Here is a 22,611-nt window from a genome sequence, read left to right as displayed (position 1 = left end):
CAGGCAGACGTTAAGACGTATCTAGCGTAATTCGCCCGGTGTCCGCTGCTTCACCTGCTTGAATACCCGGTTGAAGGTGCGGATATTGGTGAAGCCGCATTCCAGCGCGATATCGAGAATGCTTTTGTCTGTACTCAGCAGCAAGCGTTCTGCCTGGTTGACCCGGATGCTGCTCAGATAGGCGATATAGCTCATGCCCGAGATGCTTTTGAAGAAACGGGAGAAATAGAACAGGCTCATGTTAGCCTGCTGTGCTGCGTCGGCAAGTGTGATGGCATGCATGTAGTTGATGTCGAGGTATTCCAGAACCTCCTGCATAATCTTCATGGTAGTGATGCGCCGCTTGTCCTTATGCGGATTGACGGTATCCAGCGGGATATGCCTGAGCCATAGTCCGCACAGCTCCTGCAGCAGGCCGGATATCAGCTGTTCATGATACGCAAGCTTCGCATTATACTCCCGCAGCAGCTCCTCCATAATCGCAGATATCCGGTTGACGATATCCGTCTGCTCTCCCTCCGTGGCGGAACTTCGCTCAATAAAAGGAGAGGTCAGTCTTACATTCAATGGCCACCCTGCGGGAAACCCGAGCAATGAAGGATTGAAAATAACGAGCAGCAGCGTGGAGTTGTTGTCTTTGCTGTCATAGTAGTGAATGTCCCCGCTGCTGCAGATCGCCAGATCCCCTGCCTGCAATATCCGCGTCTCCGAGTTGATCCCCATCCGGACCGCCCCCTCTATTACATAGACAATCTCCAGATCATGATGCCAATGGGCCAGAAATTCAATATTATGACTCTTAAATGCAGTGAAGGGAAAAGCCGAGTGATAGGTTCTGTTCTCGTGAAAGGCTCTCATGGGTTCTCCTGTCTGAGTTCTATTTGTATATAAACTTAGCAAAAAATGACCATTCATACAAGTGAAATGGCGAGCATCTGCTACCCGATTGGATTACAATTTCAACAGGTGGACAGATGATTGATTTCATGACGATAAAGGAGAACATTAATATGACGAAGAAGGCACTGATTGTAAAAGGCGGATGGGACGGCCATGAGCCGAATGAGGTAGCTGCGATTTTTGCCGCATCCTAGAGGCAGAGGGTTTTGAAGTAGAAGTATCCGATACGTTGGGCAGCTTCAATAACGCGGATGCGCTTAAGGAATTAAGCCTGATCGTTCCGGTGTGGACGATGGGCGAAATCGCCGGTGAGCAGGTCGCGTCGGTTCTTGCGGCTGTAGCTTCCGGAGTGGGAATTGCCGGCTGTCACGGAGGCATGTGCGATTCCTTCCGCAATAATACAGAATGGCAATTTTTGACCGGATCACAGTGGGTGGCGCATCCCTTCAATGATGGGGTGGAGTATGAGGTGAACATTGTGAAGTCCGGCTCCAGTCCGATTGTGGAAGGCATCCAGGATTTCAAGGTGACTTCGGAGCAGTATTACCTGCATGTAGATCCAGCCGTAGACGTCCTGGCTACAACCACTTTCGTGCTGAGCGAGGGCGAGCATTCGGCGAACGGTGTGATCACAATGCCGGTAGTCTATACGAAGAAATGGGGCCAAGGCAAGGTGTTCTATAATTCCCTTGGACATCATGCGGATGTGTTCGATATTCCGGAGGCCAAGGAACTGATGCGCCGGGGCTTCTTGTGGGCTGCCAACTAAAACTGTGATAAGGTGGGAATCATTGTGCGTAAAGTGAAGGTAGGCATCGTCGGCTGCGGGAATATCAGCGGCATTTATTTCGAGAATTTGAGCGGAACGTTTGTGAATACGGAGGTCTATGCCTGTTCCGATCTGGATCAGGAGCGGGCGGCGCAGGCAGCGGAGAAATACAGTATACCTAATGTCTGGTCAACGGAAGAGCTGCTGGCTTCAGAGGAGATAGAGATTGTTGTTAATTTGACGACGCCTAATTTCCATTTTGATGTGTGCAAGCAAGCCTTGCTGGCCGGCAAGCATGTGTATGTAGAGAAGCCTTTGTCCCTGACGCTTGAGAATGGCACCGAGCTTGTTAATCTGGCAAAAGAGAAGAAGCTGTTCATCGGCTGCGCGCCGGACACCTTCCTCGGAGGCGGTCTGCAGACCTGCGCCAAGCTGATTGCCGACGGCTATATTGGCGAGCCGGTGGCAGCAACTGCCTTCATGCTCTGCCACGGGCATGAGAGCTGGCACCCGGACCCTGAATTCTACTATCAGGCCGGAGGCGGCCCGATGTTTGATATGGGACCGTATTATCTCACGGCCCTGGTATCCTTGCTCGGTCCGGCCAAAACGGTATGCGGTATCACCAAAACCTCTTTTGCCACACGGACGATTACGAGTGAGAAGAAATTCGGCAAAGTGATTGATGTAGAAGTGCCTACGCATGTGGCCGGAACCATCGAGTTTGCCGGCGGAGCTGTGGCAACGATGATCACCAGCTTCGATGTATGGCACAGCACGCTGCCGCGGATCGAAATCTACGGCTCACTCGGCACGCTGATCGTACCGGACCCGAATACCTTCGGCGGTCCGATCCTGCTGCGTCCGGCCCACAGCACGGAATTCCAGGAGATTCCACTGATCTACAATTATGCCGGGAACAGTCGGGGGATTGGCGTAGCCGATATGGCCCGCTGCATCGAGACAGGAGACACCCCACGCGCGAGTGGCGAGCTCGCCAATCATGTGCTTGAGATTATGCATGCGTTCCATACGAGCTCGGGCAGTAAGCGGTATGCGGAGCTGACCACCAGCTGTGAGCAGCCGAAGCTGCTGCCGCTGGGTCTGGTTAAGGGGTATTTAGGATAGTATTTCCCCGGCGCAAGTACCGGGCTTCAAGATATAAGAACTCTTTAGGCTGAAGACACCTGCCAGTGTCTTCAGCCTTTTTTCGGTCTCCCAACAATATGCACTTTTCAATATTCGTATTCAGTTCCTCCTTTTTCCGTAAAAGTGACGATAGAATATAACAAATGAGGATTTATTTTCCACAAATAGGCCGGTTATAATGGGGAAACATCGATCCAAGACACTGCGATTTACATCCTGAGATTCAAATGACTTCAAGGTGGAGGTGATTGGAGGAGGCAAGCAGCTTCATACTAAGTTGGGCTAGCGGTCATAGTAAAGAAAGCAGAAAAACACGTGAGATAAGAGATTGAAAGGGTGTGTACAAATATATGAATTCATCGGGTTCGGTTCAAGCAAATGCAAGCGGCATATTTATAAGGGTTAACCAGGTTGGATACAGTCCGTCTGCGGGTAAAATAGCCATTGTCTTATCAAGCACAAGCTTGAGCGGAGTCAGATATGATGTTTTCAATTCAAATAACACCTCCGTATTGAATGGTACCATTTCCACTGCCAGTAAAGGGAGCTGGGGCGACGCGGGTGGTGCAAACTGTGCTTATTCCTATGCTGTAGATTTCAGTTCACTGAATACAGCCGGAAGCGGATATTATATAAAAATCAACGCCTACACATCTCCAGCCTTTGATATCAGCAATTCGGTTTACAGCAGTCTGTCCGATCTGTCCATGCAGTTTTTCAAGGTTCAGCGATGCGGCAATACCAATCCGCAGGATCATGGCGTATGCCACACGCCGGGAACGAACTCATCCATTGATGGAAAGCCTGATGGTGCGTCCGGCACAAAGGACTTTACCGGAGGCTGGCATGATGCATCGGATTATATAAAATTTATGAGCACTATCGGACATGTTACAGATGTGATGCTTACCACTTATATCCACCATCCGGAAGCTTTTCCTGCTCCCGCAAGCTCGGGCGGAGCATTGACGGAAGCAAAGGCTGGTCTTGATTTTATACACAAGATGTGGGACAACACCAACCAGATCCTGTATATGGAAGTAGCAGATGGTCTGGACCATGATGTTGAAAATGATGATCTGGATTCCCGCAGCAAAACCTGGCCGCAGGATGATAATACGATATATGGGGCGGCACGTCCGGTGCATCCATGCCCTGCCGGTACAGGAGCAAACCTTGCCGGAAAAGCAGCAGCTGCATTGGCACTGGGTGCTAAAATTTGGGGAGACCCCAGCGGCCCGTCCTATAATGCTGCATTGGCCGGCAGCTATCTGACCGCGGCCCAGCAGATATACACATGGGGTAAAACAAGAACTGGAATTGCAGGGGATGCGGACGAATTCTACGTAGATACGGATTATAAAGATGATATGGCCTGGGCGGCAGCCGAGCTCTACCGGGCTACAGGTACAGCTGCATATTTAACAGAAGCAAAATCTTATTGTGACAGTGCAGGTGAATGGTACAACAAAAGCAATACAAGCCTTAACTGGTCCAGAGCCTATCACTGGGCAAACTATGAGGTTGCCTCCCTTGACCCGACCTATAAGAATACTGCCACAAGCCGTATGAATAATCATCTGAACTTAAAAAAGAATTATGCCAACGGGCAATTCTGGAATACCAGCAGTGAACCCAAATGGGGTACGTATGAAGCGATGAGCAATAATGCGATTGAAGCATTAATGTATCAGGAACTAACCGGAATTACCACGTATGCTGTTCTGGCCCAGCAGCAGATTGATTACCTGCTGGGGAGGAATCCATGGGGTGTAAGTATGTTAAATGGTGCGGGTACAACCTGGTTTAAAAATCCCCGCCATCGTGTAACCACATTGAACCGTGTGAATAATCCGAATTATCAACTCCGCGGGGCCTGGAGCGAGGGGTTTGAAACCAGTGCGCAATATGCTGTAGACCAGCAGGATCCGTTGCTTGCGGGACAAGAAGACCCCAATATCGTGCAGTTCAATGACAACCGGATGATCTGGCATGATAACCGCAGAGACTATGCTACCAATGAGGTTACAATATCAGGTAATGCAGCGGGCATGGCAATGGTTGCCTTTATGGGAGGAGGCGCATCGCCTGCCATACCGGCTGTACCCATGGCATTGTCAGCGGCTGCGGCAAGCCCGGCACAAATCAATGTGACATGGGATGCAGTATCCGGTGCAACAGGATATGACCTTGAAGTGGATGGAACCACCGTAAGCAACGTGACATCTCCCTATGCTCACAGCGGTTTGACGGCAGGGTCAACCCATAACTATAAGGTACGCGCTAAAAATAGCGCAGGTACAAGTGCATGGAGCTCTATTGTGAGCGCAACAACATCTTTGAATGCCTCAACCGACTATATTACAAATGGTGATGCCTATGTAAGAGACGGCACCTATGCCGCAACAAACTATGGAACCGCAGCAACAATCGATGTGAAAGGAGATCCTGATGAGGGATATAACCGCAAAGGGTTTGTAAGATTTGATCTTACCGGGCGTTCCGGATCATCCGTTGCTTCTGCTCTCTTGAAGGTATATTGTAACGCCGCGTCTGCGTCAACGCCTGTAAAGATATACGGACTTACCGGCAGTGATGAATGGATTGAATCAGGAACAGGAAGCATCACCTGGAATAATCAACCCGGCAGTACAGGCGCAGTGCTGGTTGGTACAATCAATGTACCTTCAGCAGGCTGGTACACAATCGATGCAACGGGTTATGTAAATAGCCAGATAAGGGGGGACAAAAAAATGACCTTCAAGATGCAGATTGAGAATAATAACGGCGCAAGTATAAGCTTTAACAGCAAAGAAAACACATCCAATAAACCGATTTTGACAGTGAGTTAGACGGGGAAACACAGGGAAACAGAACTTGAACGGGAAGGCTGCCGGTGCATTATCAGCAGCCTTTTCTTTGCGTGTGCCTGGGCAGATCCAATCAGACCTGGGCAGAGGAATAGAACTCATTCAGGCCCGTCTCCTGATACGGGCGTTCCGCTGGCATGGCTTTTGCGGTATTCGCCGGGAGTGAGGCCGGAGGCACGCTTGAACATGCGGATGAAGGAATTGACATTGAGATAGCCAACCTGAAGTGCGATCTCCTGAATGCGCAGGTCGAGGTTCATCAGCAGCTCCTTGGCATGCCCGATCCGCAGGTTGTTTAGATAGTCGCTGAAATTGATGCCCTGCTTCTCTTTGAAGAAGGTGGACAGATAGCCAGGGCTCAGGTTCAGCTTGTCGGCAACCAGATTCAGATTGATATTCTCCCCGTAATGCTTGTCCAGATAGTCCAGCACATAGGCAAGAACCGGATCTTTGGTCTCGGATTTCGTCCGCATATCGGCAAGGATCGGCCGGACCAGGGCGTGCAGCCATGCCCTGTACTGCCCGGTGGAATAGAAGTTCTCGAAGTTCTCCTTGAGAACAGGCTGAATCAGCACGTCCTCCCGCAATCCCAGCTTCATCACAGTCTTGCCCGCCTGCTCCACCGCCCCCGCGGCAAAGGCCCGGAAGTCCTCGGCCGCCGCATCCTTCTGGTTCAGCTGCTCCAGCTGTCTGTCCAGCCATCCCAGCACCGCCTCCTCATTGCCCGACAGCAGAAGGTTAGACAGCTCTTCCCCGTGGGTCACTTTGACATGAAAGGAACGGGCCGATGAAGCCCGCGGCTCCACTATAATTTGGGTTTCTTTATTCAGCCTGCGTTCTTTAAGCAGCGAGGACAGACTCCCGTAAGCATCGGTAATCGGAGTCTCTCCGGAGTAGACAGGACTTACCGCGATAGTCAAATAAAGGGCAGGCTCCTCCTCCAGCAGCTCCTTCAGGGTCTGGAGAGTCTGAAGAATGCCGCTCTGCGGTCCGCAGCGGAACAGCAGAAGAAGAAGTTGGTTCTGCTCCGGCTGCACAGCCACCATATCCCCTTCGTTGCCCAAAAACAGACGCTGGATCAGCTGCCACAGCATCAGGGTATCCTTCTCCGGGCTCTGGGACGGCTGCTTGAAGCTGAGCTTGAACAGCACGGCCGCATACGGCTGGTCCTCCGCTTGGGTATCCTCCAGATCCAGGAGATTGGGATTCAGAGGGATGTTCTTTACTTTATGGGAGTAGGCGTACTGGCGCACCAGTGAATTTTTATGCTCCAGGTCGGTCTGGATGAATTGATTGGTCTCCAGAATACGGCTCATGCGGTCCCCGATGATGGCGAATTCCTTCACGCTGCTCAGCTTACCCGCGCCTGCACCCGATTTGCGCTCCAGGGCTGCAATCAGACGCTGCAGCGGCTGATTGAGACGGAAGCTGAAGAAGAGCGAACACAGAATACTGGCCAGCACGGCGGCAGTCAGCAGGGCGGCCAGCAGCAGCTGCATCTGGCGCATCCCGGAAGTGATGGCGGCGGCCGGTGTAACCCGGACATAGGTGAATCCGGTATGCCCGCCTTTTTGATAGAAATAATACTGGTCCCCGACCTGCTTATGATAACTGCCGTTCCCGGAGACGGCGCCGGGTGGCGTATGGTCTATGGAGGTGGAGAACAACGTATCGCCGTTGCTGTCCAGAATATAGAAGGGGTTGGAGCTTCCATCCCCGTAAGCCGTTTGCAGTTCACGTGCATTCAGCATGACAATGCCATAGACCTCCTTGTAGGGCAGGACCTCCACGACCAGCGGCAGAAGAGACCCGAGCGGACGCATGGAGTTCATCGTCGTCTCTGTAAAGTCGGCTGCAGGAAGGATCTTCATATACTGCTTGTCCATCGTCTGCTGCCTCCAATACTCCGGCGGATACTCTTTGCTGGCATAATATTTGGAGAACATATCATTCATTCGGCTTGTGCCGTCCTTTTCCAGGACATAATCCGCTTCCTTGAAATAGAGAATGAAGTTCTCAATATGCAGGAACGGATTGGAGTAGATCGTGACCAGATCCGATTTCACCTCACTGACCACATCATAACGCCTGTTCTCCCCGATATGGCTCAGGAGGCCCAGGTTGGCGGTCCATTTTGCCGACTGGTTTAGGGCCAGGATGATGTTTTGCGTGAGCCGGAAATGATTTTCGTAGCTAAGGGCAGTCTGTTGGAGGCCGAGCTCATTCTGGCGGACCATCTCCTGATAGACCTTTTTGCTCAGATAGATATGAGAGAAGAGATTGAACGAAGCCAGAAGCAGGATGACACCGAGAAAGCTCAGCATCAGCTTCACGAACAAGGCGTTGAAAGCGAATTTGGAGTCTGTTTTTGTGCGCATAATGTTTCCCCCTCAGCCAATGAAGCTTCCCTTTATTCCATCATAGCTCCCAAAAGCTCACACGGACAATATGCACTTTCTTCTTTTTATAAGCTAATTCCAAGAAAATCGTGAATCGGGCGATATGTAATATAACATGCTGATAGCGCTATCACAAAATTCCTCCGTATAATTCAGGAATAAGACCCAGCCTAGAGGGGGAATTAATCTGACATCGCTATTTATACTTAGGGGGAATGCGTATGGGTCAAACAAGTGTACTGCAGAAGGAATCTGCCGGGAATAACCGGGGCCGTCCGCAGCTTAGGGAACGGGTCATGAGGACCTGGAGAAAGAACAAATTATTATGGCTGCTGTTTCTTCCTTGTTTGCTGTATTATCTGATTTTCAAGTATTTGCCGATGTTCGGGCTGGTGATCACCTTCAAGGATTTCAATCTGTTCAAAGGGATCTGGGCCAGCGAATGGGTAGGCTTCAAATATTACCGGCTGTTTCTGGAGAACCCGGACTTCCTGCTGCTGATGAAGAATACCTTTCTTCTTGGACTATACAGGCTGGTATTTGGCTTTCCGGCCCCTATCCTGCTCGCGATTCTGCTGAATGAGGTAAGAAAGGCTTCCTTCAAAAGGCTGGTTCAGACGGTAAGCTATCTTCCGCATTTCATCTCCAATGTTATTGTCGCCAGTATGGTGATTATGTTCCTCTCGCCTACGGGGGGGCTGATTAACAATCTGCTCGGCGGGCTTGGCATCGGGCCGGTCAATTTCATGAATGAGCCGGGCTTCTTCCGCCTCATCTATGTGCTCTCGGAAATCTGGCAGCATATCGGCTGGGAGACGATCATCTATCTGGCCGCGCTGACCGCCATTGATCCGCAGTTGTACGAAGCGGCAGAAATGGACGGAGCAAGCAGGCTGCGCCGGATCTGGCATATTACGCTGCCGGGTATCTCGCCCGCGATTGTCATTACACTCATTCTGAATATCGGGCAGGTGCTGGAGATCGGCTTTGAGAAGGTCTTTCTGATGCAGAATCCGGCTATCTATGAAACTGCAGATATTATCAGCACTTATGTATACAGAGTCGGCATGCAGCAAGGTAATTTCAGCTATGGCGCGTCCATAGACCTGTTCATGGGAATTATCAGTCTGGTCTTCATCTATAGTGCCAACTGGATCAGCCGCCGCATAAGTGAAACCAGTCTATGGTAGAAAAGAGGTGCTTATCATGAAATTCCGGATTAACCTGTTCAGTATAATCAATGGGATTGTGCTGCTGCTGGTTGTGGTCGCTACCCTGTACCCGTTTGTACACATGCTGGCGGTATCGCTCAGCAGTGATTCTAATGTCATCCAGAATAAAGTGTCCATCTGGCCCAAGGGCTTTAACCTCGATATGTATAAAGTGGTGCTGGAGGACTCCAAGATCTGGGTAGCCTACAAGAACACGATCATCTACACCGTTACGGGTACACTGATCTCGCTGCTCATCACCTCCACGGGAGCCTACGCCTTGTCGCGGAGCGATATGGCGCTGCGCAAAAGCCTCACCCTTATGATTGTGGTCACCATGTTCTTCAGCGGCGGGATGATTCCCACCTTCCTCGTGGTCCGCTCTCTGAATCTGGTCGATACCGTGTGGGGAATGGTACTGCCGGGTGCGGTGAGCACCTGGAATCTGATTCTGATGCGCACGTTCTTCGCGGGCATTCCGAAGGAACTGGAGGAGTCGGGACGTATGGACGGGCTCCATGACATCGGTATTTTTGCCCGTATCATCGTGCCCTTGTCTAAAGCCTCGTTTGCGACGATTGCGCTCTTCTATGCGGTGAGCATGTGGAATAATTTCCTCGGCCCGCTCTTGTATCTGCGCTCCTCGGAGCTGTTCCCGCTGCAGGTGCTGCTGCGGAATCTGGTCCTTGCCGGCAGCACCAGCTCGGGTGATGTAGCCGGTATTGGAGGTGATAATCAGATTGTTGAAGAATCACTGAAATATGCAACGATTATGGTATCAACGCTTCCGATTCTGGCCGTTTATCCGTTTATCCAGAAGTATTTCGTCCAAGGCGCAATGATTGGAGCCGTTAAAGGCTAACAAGGAACTGTACAATTCATGGGAATGGGAGTGGGTTATATGAAAAAATGGATGACTGCAAGTCTGCTTACCGTAATGGCGTTGCTGCTTCTGTCCGGCTGTAGCAGCAACAATAATAATGCAGCCGCGCCGGAAGCCGCCGTACAGGAGGGCGGTGAAGGTTCGGGAAGCCCATCTGTGCCGGCCAAGACCTTCACGGCTCTGCTGGACAACAATGCAACGTTTCCTTATTCGGAGTCCTGGCCGGTCTGGAGCTGGCTGAAGGAGAAGACCGGTGTCACCCTGGAGGTTCAGACGCCTTCCGGGGAACTCGAAGAAAGTCTCAATCTGGCGATTGCTTCCAAAAACCTGCCGGACCTCCTATATATGCCGAACCGCAAGGAATCTAACAAATTCGGCCAGCAAGGGGCTCTGGTGGATATCAAGGAGCATCTGGACAAAATGCCGAACCTGAGCAAGTGGATAGAGAAGTATCCCGACGAAGCAAAGGCGGCACTGTCCGCAGACGGGAAGATGTACATGTTCCCGAACCAGGGCTTCGGGGAGACGAATCGGTTGGTCTGGATGTACCGGAAGGATGTTTTTGACAAGGAAGGCTTGAAGGCTCCAACGACCTATGAGGAGCTGCATGAAGCCCTTAAGGTGCTGAAGGCGAAATACCCGGACAGCTTCCCGCTCTCCATCCGTTACGGGCAGAACCCCGATGAGCTGAATGCCAGCATGACGATAAACTTCGGGACCAGTGAGGGCGCTTATTATAATTTTGATACAAGTGAGTGGCATTACGGGCCAACGGAGCCCGCCTATAAGGAAATGCTCGGCATGTGGAAAAGCTTTTATGATGAAGGGCTGATTCCTCCGGACTTCCTCTCGCTGCAGACGAAGCAATGGCAGGACATGGTATCTACCGGCAAGTCCTTTGTCACCGTCGATTATATCAGCCGGATCGATTTCTTCAACAATGCGATGCAGAAGGACAATCCTGAATTCAACATGCAGTTCCTGGCTCCGCCTGCTGGTCTCCCGGACGGGAAGCAGCTGAATCCTTATTTTCATTATCTGGAGAGCGGTCTGACGGTGGCTTCGACCTCCAAGCAGATCGACGACATCATGGCATATATGGATTTCTTCTATACAGAGGAAGGGCGTACGCTTGCCAGCTGGGGCAAGGAAGGGGAGACTTATGTGAAGGAAGGCGATGTCATCAAGTTCAAGCCGGAATACACCGATGTGACCGAAATGCGCAAGCAGACCGGGCTGCAGACGAGCGGCACGTACACCTGGATTGACTTCGACGCCCACCTGTCACTGTTCTCCGACAACCTTAAGCATGCATATGAAGAAGCGGCCAAGTATGACCCGTCCGCCATGCAGCCGCGCCCGGCCTTCACCGAGCAGGAGAATGAAGTGATCTCCCTTACCGGAGAAGCGATCAACAAGCACCGGGATGAGAGCTTCGCCAAATTCGTCACCGGCTCCAGAAATCTGGCCGAATGGGACATGTATGTGGAGGAAATGAACAGTCTGGGAGTGGACAAGCTGATTGCCGTCTATAAGGATGCTTACGACCGTATGCAGAACGTACAGCTGAATGGGGATTGAGGAATTCGTAATGAGATTTAGCTGGCGCGTCAATATAGCTGGAGTCGGTGCGTGCGGAACTAAGGATTGCGGCATGGACGATAGGGAAGGGCAAGGAATTGCAGCAGGAAAGGAAGTGCGGTATGGACGATAGAGAAGGGCTGCTGGATGTAAGAACAGCGGAGCGGATGTCCATCCATATCTACAGCCGCCGCAGCCTCATGGGCGCAGCTGCGGCGGCACGGGTTGGAGAGAATATGCGCAGGCTGCTGGACCAGGATCGGCGGCTGCGGATGGTATTTGCCGCCGCGCCTTCGCAGAACGAGCTGTATGAAGGACTGGTGCGGGAGAAGAGGATTGACTGGTCCCGGGTCGACGCCTTTCATATGGATGAATATATCGGATTAAACGGCGCGGCTCCGCAGAGCTTCGGAACCTTTTTGACCGACAGGCTGTTCAGCCGGGTGAAGCCCGGCAGGGTGGAGCTGCTGAGCGGAATGGCGGATGCAGGGCAGGAATGCGCGAGATACTCGGAGCTGCTGCGTGAGGCTCCAATTGACATCGTCTGCCTCGGGATCGGGGAGAACGGCCATATTGCCTTCAATGATCCGCCCGTGGCGGACTTTAACGACCCGGTCCTGGTCAAGGCCGTACTGCTTGAGGAGGCCTGCCGCCGCCAACAGGTGAATGACGGCTGCTTCTCCAGGCTGGAAGAGGTGCCGACCCATGCACTGACGCTGACCATTCCGGCGCTGATGGCAGGCGGGCAGCTGTTCGGCATTGTGCCCGGCGCGTCCAAGCGGACCGCCCTTCAGGCAGCGCTCCAAGACCCGGTCAGTACCGATTGCCCGGCCACGATACTGCGCACCCATCCGGACATGGTCTTGTTCACCGACCGGGAGGCATTCGGCCTATGACGGCTGTGCCGGAAGAGCGGGAGAGCATTGCCGGAAGGCACTACAGAACCGGCAAGCCGATTGAATTGATGGTTGCCGGGGGGGGAAGATTGCCGCTGTGACCGAGCTTGCGGAGGACGGAACACGGCTGAAGCTGCTGGAATGCTGGAAGAACGGTGTGAAGTGCCAGTGTAATACAGAATGAAGCTGCAAGATTAGGGGGAGAGCCATGCATCATTTACTGCCAGAACCACAACAGTTGAAGATAGAGGGCGGAAGCGCTTTTCAGACCAAAGACGGTGTCACGCTGAGTCTGATGATGGAGCAGGAGGAGCTGAGGCTTGAGCGGCATTGCCGCCGTGCATTTCCCGGGACGAAGCTATCCTGCTTCACACAGGGATGCGGCTATTCCCTGCTGCTGCACGGCGCGGCAGGGGAGGCGACCGGCGGGCTTCCGCAGATCGGCGCGGCGCGACCTCGCCCAGCCGGAGTGCCGGAAGCGGAGCTTTCGCTTCTGGAAGGCCGGAAGGAGGGCTACATGCTTGAGGTGTCGGAGCATCGCGTCAGCATCCAAGCCGTGGATGCGGCCGGGCTGTACTACGGACTCCAGACACTGCTTCAGCTGCGGAATGCGCAGGGAGAGATCGCTCCCGTAACCATCATGGATTGGCCGGATACCCGTTTGCGTGCGATGAACTATGATCTTCGCCAGACCTTCTCGAAGCCGGAATTGCTGATTAGTTATCTGGCTGATTTCTCTATCTACAAAATCAATGCGGTCCTGATCGAATATGAGGACAAGTTTCCGTTCCGGAAGTATCCGGAGCTGACACACCCGCAGCATGCGCTGAGTCCGGAGCAGCTGGAGGCGCTGCAGCGCGTGGCGGCGGAACATTTTATCGAGATTATTCCGCTCCAGCAGAGCTTTGGGCATCTGGAATATGTGCTCCGGCACGATCGGTGGCGGCATCTCCGTGAAACCGCGTCGTCCACCGGAGAAATCTGCCCGTCCCGTCCGGAATCCTACCAGCTTATTACGGATTTGCTGGAGGAGATGATGGAGGCCCACCCGAGCTCCCCCTATATTCATCTCGGCTGCGACGAAGTGTATAGCTTGTGTGAGTGCGGGCAATGCCGGGAAGCCTTCGGCGGAATCCGGGAGCGGGCGTTCATCGCCTTCCTGAACCAACTGATTGAATTCACGGCAAACCGGGGCAAAACACCGGTATTCTGGCATGATATGCTGGATAAATGCCCCCCCGAGGAGCTTGCGATGCTGGACCCGCGGAGTGTGGCGATGATCTGGATCTATAACGGCCGCAATGTTGAAGCGGAAGTCTCCGGGCTTGCGGGCAAATTCGGAGCCCTCGGCATTGAAGTGATGGGCGCGCCAGCGGTCCGCAGCTTCGACTCGGCGGAGCATCAGAATTATCCCGTGCTTGCCAATAGGACGGATAATCTTCTGCAATGGGCGGAAACGGGCGGACGTCTCCACATCAGTTGCGTGGTCGCTACGAACTGGACAGGATCTTTCAGCCTTGGAGTGCCTTACGGAATTTTTGAAACCACCTGGTATCCCATGCTGCTTCATGCCGAGCTGGCCTGGAACCGGAAGGCGGATGCGGATACTTATATAGACCGCTTCCTGGAGCTGTTCCATGGCATTCCTGCCGGGAAAACGCGTGAGCTTCATGGACGGTACAGGCTGGAGGATTATTATGATCTGATCTGGGAGCTGGTTGATGAAGTGCGGATCAACAAGGATTTAGCCGAGCTGATTGCGGTGATGCATGATTTTGAAGACGCCACGGACCGTTCTCGGGCTATCCATAAATACGTTTACCGTCAGGAGATGTATCCGGGGGATGAAGCCGAATGGCAGTCCTTGATGAACAATTATCAGCACAACCGCCGTGGACGGGAGGATGTCCGCCCCCGTATGACAGCGGCTCTGGAACGGTATCAGCCTTCCGATATGGCCGCACATTTTGTAAGCTCGCGTTTTTATCTGCATGATTATCTGGAGCAGACCTTATACCAAGAGATGAGGCTTCATATGGATCATTGAGCCGCCAGGGAACATCAGTATTCGGAATATAGCAGCAAAACACAGCGCAAAACAGCGGTTCTCCGGTAGCAGGAGAACCGCTGTTTTGCTGTTTTTGCAACAAGGGTAGAGAGCCACTGTCTACCGTCCTGCCCTCTCAGTTCACCTGATGTGAGGATTGATCCTCTGCCGGCTGTACTTCTATGGTTTACGAACCATGTAAATATCTAAGAACATAAATAATATACTGCAGCCCATCCCGAGTAAGGCGCTGTCCAGGGCGCTGGAGGATTGCTGCATTGTCAGCAGGGTTTATTGAGTAACTACAATAGCTGTGGAGTTGATAATGAATGAAGAACGGTCTGAACCGCTTAATGCATGGAATGAAGTTGCTTTAGATGTATTTGGAGAAAGCACTTGGGCACAACGAAAATCATGTTCTAAGAATGCTTTTCTTGGCTTGTGTGAAGTTGGTATAGTGAAAGGTATTGTAAAGGTAACTATGCCGAGCGAAGTACATCACAGAACAACAAGGAGTATGCCATTCAGGCAGTTTTAAATCTAAGAGTCAAACCTGAATTGGCAGTAGATAAGCTTGAACTATGGAGAGAGGTCATGAATGGCGAGCAATATCCTTATGCTACATATAGCAGTTTATATGATAAAAGGAGAGTTCCAAGAGAAGAAATTAAATCAGCAATTAAAGAAATGTCACTTGGGTAACGTTAAAGGTGTTGTCTTTATTATGATCCCATTTCTCCTCAGTATCGTTATTAAGGCCGGTAATTTGACCGATATTGTGTAGGGTAAGCGGAACGGCGGAGTTATCCACCCAGGAACTTTCCGTTGTTGTCCGCAACAATTAAGCGGCGACGTAGCTATTGGAGCGGTTGATCCGGAAGTCCTCTTGCAGCGAGTTGAATACACCGCATCCTTGGGACTCGGGTTCACTGACACGAAATAATTCGTGATCAGGGTATTGGTGGACGAGTTGGTGCTGTAGGTCATCACCAGAGCAGATAGATTAACTGCGTTTAGCGGGGCCCCTGTCTAACAATCCCCCAAGCGGTCCCGGAGAACCCGCAGAATCAAAAAAAGGTGAAGCAGGCCATAATGGCACTACCTCACCTTTCTTGATTCCATGAGTTATTCTATTTACCCCTTGACTGCACCCGCGGTAAGTCCGCTCACAATGTACTTTTGGCAGAACAAGTACAGGATGAGCACGGGCAGCGAGGTCAGCACCAGATCCGCGAAGATCAGGTTCCAGTCCCGGCTGTATTTGCCGTAGAAATTGTATACTGAGAGAGGCATCGTCCATTTCGAGCTGTCGGTCAGGAAATAGAGCGGAATGGTGATGTCGTTCCAGACGGACATGAAGACCATGATCGCTACGGTTGCGTTGACCGGAACGATCAGCGGCGTCACGATTTTGAAAAAAACATCAAACGTATTGGCACCCTCCAAGAAAGCAACCTCATCCAGCGCTTTGGGGATGGAACGGATGAATCCGCTGTAGAGAAACACGCTGAACGCGGTGTTGAGAGAGGCATAGATCAGGATTACACTGGTGATGCTGCCGTAGAAGTCCATCCACTGCACGACTCGGATCGTAGTGATGGTGGACATCGGAGCAATCAGTCCCATAAAGAAGAACATGTACATAAAATTAGATAATTTGGTATCTCTGCGGACTAGAATGAAGGAGGCCGCCGAAGAGATGAAGATATTCAAAATGGAAGAAACGCCGGTAATCAGCATTCCATTCAGAAACGCACGCCCTAGACCGCCTTCGCTGAAGACCTTTGAATAGTTGGAGAACATCCATTTGTCTGGGAGCCGCAGCGAGAACTTCAGCACCTCCGTACTGGTCATAAAACTTCCAAAAATCATAATTAGCAGCGGCAGGATAATCAGCAGTGAGGCCAAGATCAAGAACCCTTCGACCAGATAGTTACGCCAAGCCATTTTACGTGAAAAGTTCATTATTCCGATACCTCCTTACGCCGCATGAAGATCAGCAGTGGAATGGCAATGATGGTTACTGCAGCGAATAGCAGTGTGTTGACTGCTGTACCAAGGCCCCAACTGCCTTCACCGAACGAGCGGAGGATGATGGTGCCTACAACCTGCGAAGCATTGCCCGGTCCCCCGCCGGTGAGCACGAATACCTCGGAAAACACCTTGAGGCCGCCGATCAGGGTGAGCATCAGATTGATGTTGATCGCAGGGAGCAAGAGCGGAATGGTGATGCTGCGGAAGCTCCGCCATGACCCGGCCCCATCGATAGTAGCTGCTTCATAGTATTCTTTGGAAATGGACTGTAATCCGGCCAAGTAGATGGCCATTTGGAATCCGGTATGCTGCCAGATGGAGACCGCGGCAACGGTCAAGATGACGATCGACGGATTGGTCAGCCAGGCCTGGTTCAACGAATGCAGGCCCACGGCATCGAATATGCGGTTAATCGTACCATCGGAGCGCAGCATGGGAGTAAACACAATGCTAATAACCAAAACGCTTAAGATTGAGGGAGAGTAAAAAATAGCCCGCAGAACATTTTTGGATTTTAGCTTCATGTTTAAGCCGACAGCAAGCGCGATCCCGAGCAGGTTTTTGCCTAACACGGTGACTACGGCGAAGATCGCTGTATTCTTGATGGCGAGCAGCAGGGTTCTGTCGGTGAAAATACGTTCAAAGTTGTCAAAGCCGATAAATTTGATGGACTCCCGGTCCAGCCGCCAATCGGTGAAGGAATAGAAGAGCCCGGTGAGTGCAGGAAGCACGAAAAAAATGGAATAGATCAATAGTGCAGGCCAGATGAGGTAATACGAGTATAGTTTCTTTGATATTTTCATCTCTTCACACTCCTATATAGCTAGGACAGAATAAAGCCCTGAGCGGACTTTATTCTGCCTGTTGTATGGTTAATTCGAATGAATTAGAATCCCTCTGCTCCTTTGTCCTTCATCAGCTGGCTGAATTTCTCATCCCAGGCTTTAAGAACGCCCGCAGGGTCTAGGCCACCGGCGAACTCATCCTGAAGCAGACGATACAGCTCGCTGCGGTCTACGATCATGTAAGCATCGGTAGTCAGCACCGTCTTCTTAGGTGTGATGTATTGATCGACAATTTCCTGCTTGTATTCCGGAAGCTTCGGCGTAGTGACATCGCTGAAGTTGGATACATAACCCTGAGCGTCGACAATTTTCTGCGCTACTTCTTTGCTGGCGATGAACTCCAGGAATTTCTTGGCTTCATCCATGTGCTTGGCTTTTTTCGGAATGAATAATTGGCCGCCCAGCGGGCTCGCGCCAAGACTTGCGCCATCGGAAGAAGGAATGGCGAACAGGCCCAGGTGCATACTCGGATCTTTTTCGGCCACGTTCACAATCAGCCAGTCTCCCATGAACATCATCGCGGTTTCTTTATTCAGGAATTTGCCAACGGCCATATCGTAGCTGTCGCTGAGAATGTCAGTGTTGGTGTAGCCTTTTTTGTAGACGTCATATTGCTGCTGAAGGAAAGTGGCGAATTCCGGAACATCGGACCATTTTTTACGGCCGGCATTGATGTCGTCGAAAAGGGAGGGTTCGTTCTTTGCGGCCCAGTCCGCAAAAGCGGCAGCCGGCCAGATATTCGCGGCCCAGTTATCTTTGAATGGCATGAAGACTGGTGTAACGCCGCTGGCCTTGATCTTCTCGCATACGGCGAGGAATTCCTCGTAACTGTTCGGAATGGCAAGGCCCAGTTCTTTGAAGATATCCTTGTTATACACAACTCCCTGCATTCCTGTATCTTGGCTGACATGGAAGCTGTAGACATGATCGTTAGCGGAGAGCACATCCTTGTTCAGCAATCTGCCCACCCAAGGCTCATTGTCGAGAATTTCGAAGTTGCGCTCCAGGTTAAGATCCGTTACGGCACTGGCCAGGTTGTATTGAATAAGGTCAGGGACCTCGTCAACGGCCAGTTTGGTTTGCAGGACGGTGGCTGTCTGTTCAGCCGGAAGCAGCTGAAGATTCACTTTAATATTGGTTTTCTGTTCAAACTCATCAAGCAGATCCTGAGCGACAAATGCCGAATCTTGCGAGCTTTTGGAGATGGCAAGCTCAATGGTTACCTTTTCCCCGGTGTTGCTGCTGTTTCCAGTTCCATTGTTAGTTGCTGAAGCATTGCCGGAGCCTGAATTGTTAGAGCCGCATGCAGCCAGTGACAGTGTCATTACACCAGCCAACAGACCTGTTGCGATTTTTTTCATTTTGTCATTCATGTGGATCGCCCCCGTAGTGAAATTTTCTATCGTTGTGAATCCGTTTACATTTTGATTATAGAATGATGTCTGTGTAAGGTACATGTTTGTACTTGACTCTTTCTGTGTAATATCCTGAACTGTAAAGCAGCTTGTTCATTTACCGGTTTGGTTGTAAAGTAGGAGCATCAAAAGGTTCAGGGAGGATTCAACTTGGCTACCATGTACAGAAAATTTGGCAGGGGCAGGGTTCAGGCCAGTCTGCAAACGAAGTTTTTTCTGACTTTCATGCTTTTGCTGCTGATTGTGCTAGGCTGTTTCCTGGTCTATGTTAACATTATGGTCATTCATCCGCTGAAGGACAAAACGGAGAATGAAATGAAGATGGCAGCCGCCAAAGTCAGCGATCAGCTCAATCTCTATATTAATAATCAGAATCAGCTGTCCCAGCGGATTCTGTCGAATAAAGACATATTCACTCTGCTGTCCGCTGGTGATTACTCGAAGCTTACCCTTGAGGGACTGACACGGAGCCGCAGGCTCAGGGATATCATGTTCCAGGCACTTGGCCCGAGTCGGAATATTGAAGATATGATTATTTATAACCTGAAAGGGGCGGAGGTGGCCTCTTATATCGGATACGCCGGCAATCCGACTTCGCTTGTACCGTTCCTGGAGGAAAGCGGTAAGCTTACGACCTGGAGTGCAAGCGGTTACGCTGTGTACCGCCAGCCAACGAACGTAATATCCTTTGTGCGGGCGATTATGAACCAGAATGGTCAGGTGTTCGGCTATCTGGCGATCCAGTTGGATCAGGAATATCTGAAAAGATCTGCAGCCGGCATTGCCAATAGCAAGGTTTATATTGTAGATATGGAAAATCAGCTGATCTCAAGTTCCCCAGTGCTTCAGCAAGGGGAAGAGGTTCCGGATTTTGCAGCTTCCACATCGGTAACCGGAATCTATCTGGACAGCAACCAGAACTATGTAGCCTATAATAGATCGGCTGAAACCGGCTGGACCACTTACGTTGTGACGTCGAAGAGCTTTGTGCTAGGACCTGTCAATTCGGTGAAATATATCTCCATTCTGCTGATTACAGCGCTGATCCTGTTCTCGTTCATCTTTATCTACTTCTCTACGAAAAATCTGCTGCTTCCTATCCGTAAGCTGCGCAGCCAGATTCTGCGGATTAACTACAGCAATATGAATGTGAAGGCGGACACGCGCACGCACAACAATGAGTTGATTCAACTGAATGGGGCCTTTCAGGAGCTGCTCGAACGGTTGCAGGAATCCATTGAACGGGAAAAGTTTGCGCTGCATGAAGAGGTGAAGTCGCGGAATTCAGCACTTCAAGCGCAGATTGCCCCCCATTTCATACACAATGTTCTGTATCTCATCAGTATTGCCGCACAGGAAGGTAAAAATGTGGTCGTAACAGAAATGTGCAAACATTTGTCAGATAGCCTGCGCTATATTGTGTCTTCCCCCTATCAGCATGTCACTTTAACGGAGGAACTGAAGCATACCCAGCATTATTTGTCTCTGATTCAGCACAATTTCGAGGATGATCTGGAGTGGGAGATTGATGAGGATGAGCTGTTTGATCTGATTGAGCTGCCCCGTCTTGTCATACAACCGTTCGTGGAGAACTGTATTGAACATGCTTTTAAGAACACGGACCCGCCATGGAAGATCCAGGTGAGGGTGAAGGTGTATAACGGCCTGTGGGCCATAGAAATCCGGGATAACGGAGATGGTTTCGAGCCGGGCAAGATTAAGGGAATTCTGGACAATATCCATGGCTCGGATTCAGGGGTGTACGAGCTTCAGAATAATACTTCGGGGATCGGCAATATGGGCATTGTAAATACGGTGAACCGGTTGAAGCTGATGTACAAGAACCGACTTTTCTTCAACATCTACCACCATTCAGAGGAGGGTAAGGGAGCCACGGTTCAGATTATCGCATCCATGAGCAAAGACTTCTATTAAACCGGGAGGGACAGCGATGTACACCGCTATCATTGCAGAAGACAGCAAGCCGATTCTACGGAATATCCAAGCACTTATGCAGTCAACAGAACTGCCCATCCGCATTACAGCCACTGTGTCGAACGGGATGGAGGCACTGGAATATATAAAGGCGCATCCCGTTGATATCCTGCTGACTGATATCCGTATGCCCAAGCTGGACGGACTTGCGCTGATCGAACAGTGCAAGCTTGTGAATCCGAAACTGAAGGCTGTGCTGATCAGCGGATACAGTGATTTCGAATATACGCGCAAAGCACTGAACCTGCAAGTGTTCGACTATCTGCTGAAGCCTGTGGAGCGCCATCAGCTTGCCGAAGTGATGCAGCGGCTGGTTGCCCATCTTCAGGAGCAGCAGGGCAGTGTTAAAGATCTTCTGGAAGGAATTGTAGAGCCTCAGTTCCTCTTGTCCTTGGAGCCTCAAGCAAAATTTGCTGCCGGAGACAAGATTATGCTGATCCTCCGCAGGCAGCTGTTTACACCATGGCCGGGACCGGACCGCTGGAACGGGCAGGTGATTCAGTCTTGCCTGAGCGAGGTCTGTGCACCACATGATTGCTGGGTGTTTCCTACCCTGCTGCCTGAACAGTTTCTCGCTGTCATAGGCAGTCCGGTGTTGGAGACTTATCCGTCTGTTTATGAATGTATGAAGAGAATCTATGCTGAGCTGCAGCTTCAAGGCATTGAGGTTTCCATAGCGGCCGAGCCGCAGCCTGTAGTGAACCGGATGCTGGGTAAGGTCTATGAGAAGTTGGATAAGTTGATGAATGAGCAGCTGTCTGTGTCCAGCCGTCTTATGGACACAGCTTATACAATGCCTAAGGGAATGCTGCCAGGCGGTGAAATTGAGAGGTTGACGAAGCATTTCACAGACATGATCGAACAGCGGCAAAAGGAACGCTGCTTGCTGCTGTTGGGGCAGCAACTGCTGAATTTTAATACTGCTAATATCCGGATCACCGAGCTGGAAAGGTTCATCTGGTCCCTGGCAGAGACCTTCAGTAGCTTAGGCTATTATCAGGATTCAGAGGATGGGCTGAAGCTGGAGGATGAAGTGCAGCGGATGCTGAAGAGTGAGAGCTATGAGGCTTTCGTGGAAGCCGTGCTCGACTGGACGGAGCGGTGCTTTGATTGGTTGAATCATCAGAAGAAAAAGAGTGGCGAGGAGCTGTTCCAGCAGTTGGATCAATACTTGCAGCAGCATATCTACTCCCAGATCTCCATTACCGATGTGGCACTCAAATTTCATGTGAGTCCCTCTTATATAAGCAGGATCATTAAAAAATATTCGCATCAAACCTTCGTGCATTACTATATGCAGCTGAAGATTGCCGAAGCCTGCCGGCTGATTGCAGCCAAACCGGAGATGAAGGTGAAGGAGTTGTCGGAGGTACTGTCTTTCGGAGATCAGCACTATTTCTCCAAGGTATTCAAGGAATACACAGGCTGCAGTCCTACAGAGTATAAGGAAGGTCAAACCGATAGAGGCTAAGCCGCTAGGTCTACCAGGACACAGGGTTTGCGAAGATAGCAGGTATCGTTAATTACCTACAAGATGACGAACAGTGGAGAAGTAAGGAGCTCAGGTCCACCAGCTGATGAAGATTAAGAATTCCGGATTGACAAGCTGTAATATAA

Annotated in this window: 15 protein-coding genes and 2 pseudogenes; 12 read left to right on the top strand and 5 right to left on the bottom strand. The window is 51.0% G+C overall.

The features are described 5' to 3' along the window. Window positions 1–21: 21 nt before the first annotated feature. Window positions 22–858: an AraC family transcriptional regulator gene (locus GJB61_RS12305; protein ID WP_195724311.1), complete on the bottom strand. Its 837-nt coding sequence runs from the start codon at window positions 856–858 to the stop codon at window positions 22–24. A gap of 152 nt (window positions 859–1,010) precedes the next feature. On the opposite strand from GJB61_RS12305, the pseudogene GJB61_RS12300 reads away from it, so the two are divergent. The 3 genes and pseudogenes from GJB61_RS12300 (at window position 1,011) to GJB61_RS12290 (ending at window position 5,670) form a co-directional block, all read left to right on the top strand. Continuing rightward, a pseudogene (locus tag GJB61_RS12300) lies at window positions 1,011–1,669 on the top strand (ThuA domain-containing protein). A gap of 24 nt (window positions 1,670–1,693) precedes the next feature. Further along, entirely contained in the window at window positions 1,694–2,797 is a 1,104-nt protein-coding gene (locus GJB61_RS12295) for a Gfo/Idh/MocA family protein (RefSeq protein WP_338115771.1), read from the top strand. Between the two features lie 371 nt (window positions 2,798–3,168). Next, window positions 3,169–5,670, top strand: coding sequence for a glycoside hydrolase family 9 protein (locus GJB61_RS12290; protein WP_154118770.1), 2,502 nt, complete (start codon window positions 3,169–3,171; stop codon window positions 5,668–5,670). A gap of 116 nt (window positions 5,671–5,786) precedes the next feature. Here GJB61_RS12290 and GJB61_RS12285 read toward each other — a convergent pair whose 3' ends face one another. Further along, entirely contained in the window at window positions 5,787–8,066 is a 2,280-nt protein-coding gene (locus GJB61_RS12285) for a helix-turn-helix domain-containing protein (protein WP_154118769.1), read from the bottom strand. Window positions 8,067–8,383: 317 nt separating this feature from the next. On the opposite strand from GJB61_RS12285, the gene GJB61_RS12280 reads away from it, so the two are divergent. From GJB61_RS12280 to GJB61_RS12250, 7 genes and pseudogenes are all read left to right on the top strand, one after another. Next, window positions 8,384–9,277, top strand: coding sequence for an ABC transporter permease (locus GJB61_RS12280; protein WP_154118878.1), 894 nt, complete (start codon window positions 8,384–8,386; stop codon window positions 9,275–9,277). 16 nt (window positions 9,278–9,293) lie between these two features. Continuing rightward, a complete protein-coding gene (locus GJB61_RS12275) occupies window positions 9,294–10,160 on the top strand; it encodes a carbohydrate ABC transporter permease (RefSeq protein ID WP_154118768.1) in 867 nt (288 codons plus the stop codon). Window positions 10,161–10,199: 39 nt separating this feature from the next. Further along, on the top strand, window positions 10,200–11,762 hold the full coding sequence (locus GJB61_RS12270; RefSeq protein ID WP_229521612.1) for an extracellular solute-binding protein: 1,563 nt from the start codon (window positions 10,200–10,202) through the stop codon (window positions 11,760–11,762). 122 nt (window positions 11,763–11,884) lie between these two features. Then, window positions 11,885–12,658 carry a glucosamine-6-phosphate deaminase gene (locus GJB61_RS12265; RefSeq protein ID WP_154118767.1) on the top strand — a complete coding sequence of 258 codons (774 nt, stop codon included), beginning with the start codon at window positions 11,885–11,887 and terminating at the stop codon, window positions 12,656–12,658. 208 nt (window positions 12,659–12,866) lie between these two features. Further along, on the top strand, window positions 12,867–14,705 hold the full coding sequence (locus tag GJB61_RS12260; protein WP_154118766.1) for a family 20 glycosylhydrolase: 1,839 nt from the start codon (window positions 12,867–12,869) through the stop codon (window positions 14,703–14,705). A 325-nt stretch (window positions 14,706–15,030) separates the two neighbouring features. Continuing rightward, window positions 15,031–15,257: pseudogene (locus GJB61_RS12255) on the top strand (DUF6979 family protein); the annotation flags it as partial. A gap of 6 nt (window positions 15,258–15,263) precedes the next feature. Continuing rightward, window positions 15,264–15,407 carry a hypothetical protein gene (locus tag GJB61_RS12250; protein WP_154118764.1) on the top strand — a complete coding sequence of 48 codons (144 nt, stop codon included), beginning with the start codon at window positions 15,264–15,266 and terminating at the stop codon, window positions 15,405–15,407. Between the two features lie 432 nt (window positions 15,408–15,839). Here the strand turns inward: GJB61_RS12250 and GJB61_RS12245 are convergent, their stop codons facing one another. From GJB61_RS12245 to GJB61_RS12235, 3 genes are all read right to left on the bottom strand, one after another. Next, complete coding sequence (locus GJB61_RS12245) at window positions 15,840–16,670, bottom strand: carbohydrate ABC transporter permease (RefSeq protein ID WP_154118763.1); 831 nt, start codon at window positions 16,668–16,670, stop codon at window positions 15,840–15,842. Continuing rightward, window positions 16,670–17,542, bottom strand: a complete 873-nt coding sequence (locus tag GJB61_RS12240; RefSeq protein WP_154118762.1) for a carbohydrate ABC transporter permease — start codon at window positions 17,540–17,542, stop codon at window positions 16,670–16,672. Before GJB61_RS12240 ends, GJB61_RS12245 begins: the two co-directional genes overlap by 1 nt. Before the next feature lie 83 nt (window positions 17,543–17,625). Further along, window positions 17,626–18,957 (bottom strand): ABC transporter substrate-binding protein, encoded by a 1,332-nt coding sequence (locus GJB61_RS12235; RefSeq protein ID WP_154118761.1) that lies wholly within the window; start codon window positions 18,955–18,957, stop codon window positions 17,626–17,628. A gap of 201 nt (window positions 18,958–19,158) precedes the next feature. On the opposite strand from GJB61_RS12235, the gene GJB61_RS12230 reads away from it, so the two are divergent. Both GJB61_RS12230 and GJB61_RS12225 read left to right on the top strand, forming a co-directional pair. Beyond that, window positions 19,159–20,934, top strand: a complete 1,776-nt coding sequence (locus GJB61_RS12230) for a cache domain-containing sensor histidine kinase (protein ID WP_154118876.1) — start codon at window positions 19,159–19,161, stop codon at window positions 20,932–20,934. Between the two features lie 16 nt (window positions 20,935–20,950). Next, on the top strand, window positions 20,951–22,465 hold the full coding sequence (locus GJB61_RS12225; RefSeq protein WP_154118760.1) for a response regulator transcription factor: 1,515 nt from the start codon (window positions 20,951–20,953) through the stop codon (window positions 22,463–22,465). Window positions 22,466–22,611 lie beyond the last annotated feature (146 nt).

It is taken from the genome of Paenibacillus monticola, from assembly GCF_009664975.1.
GTDB classification, from domain to species: Bacteria; Bacillota; Bacilli; order Paenibacillales; family Paenibacillaceae; genus Paenibacillus_AQ; species Paenibacillus_AQ monticola.
Note: the sequence above shows the minus strand (reverse complement) of the source record. Positions and strands in the feature narration are given on the sequence as shown.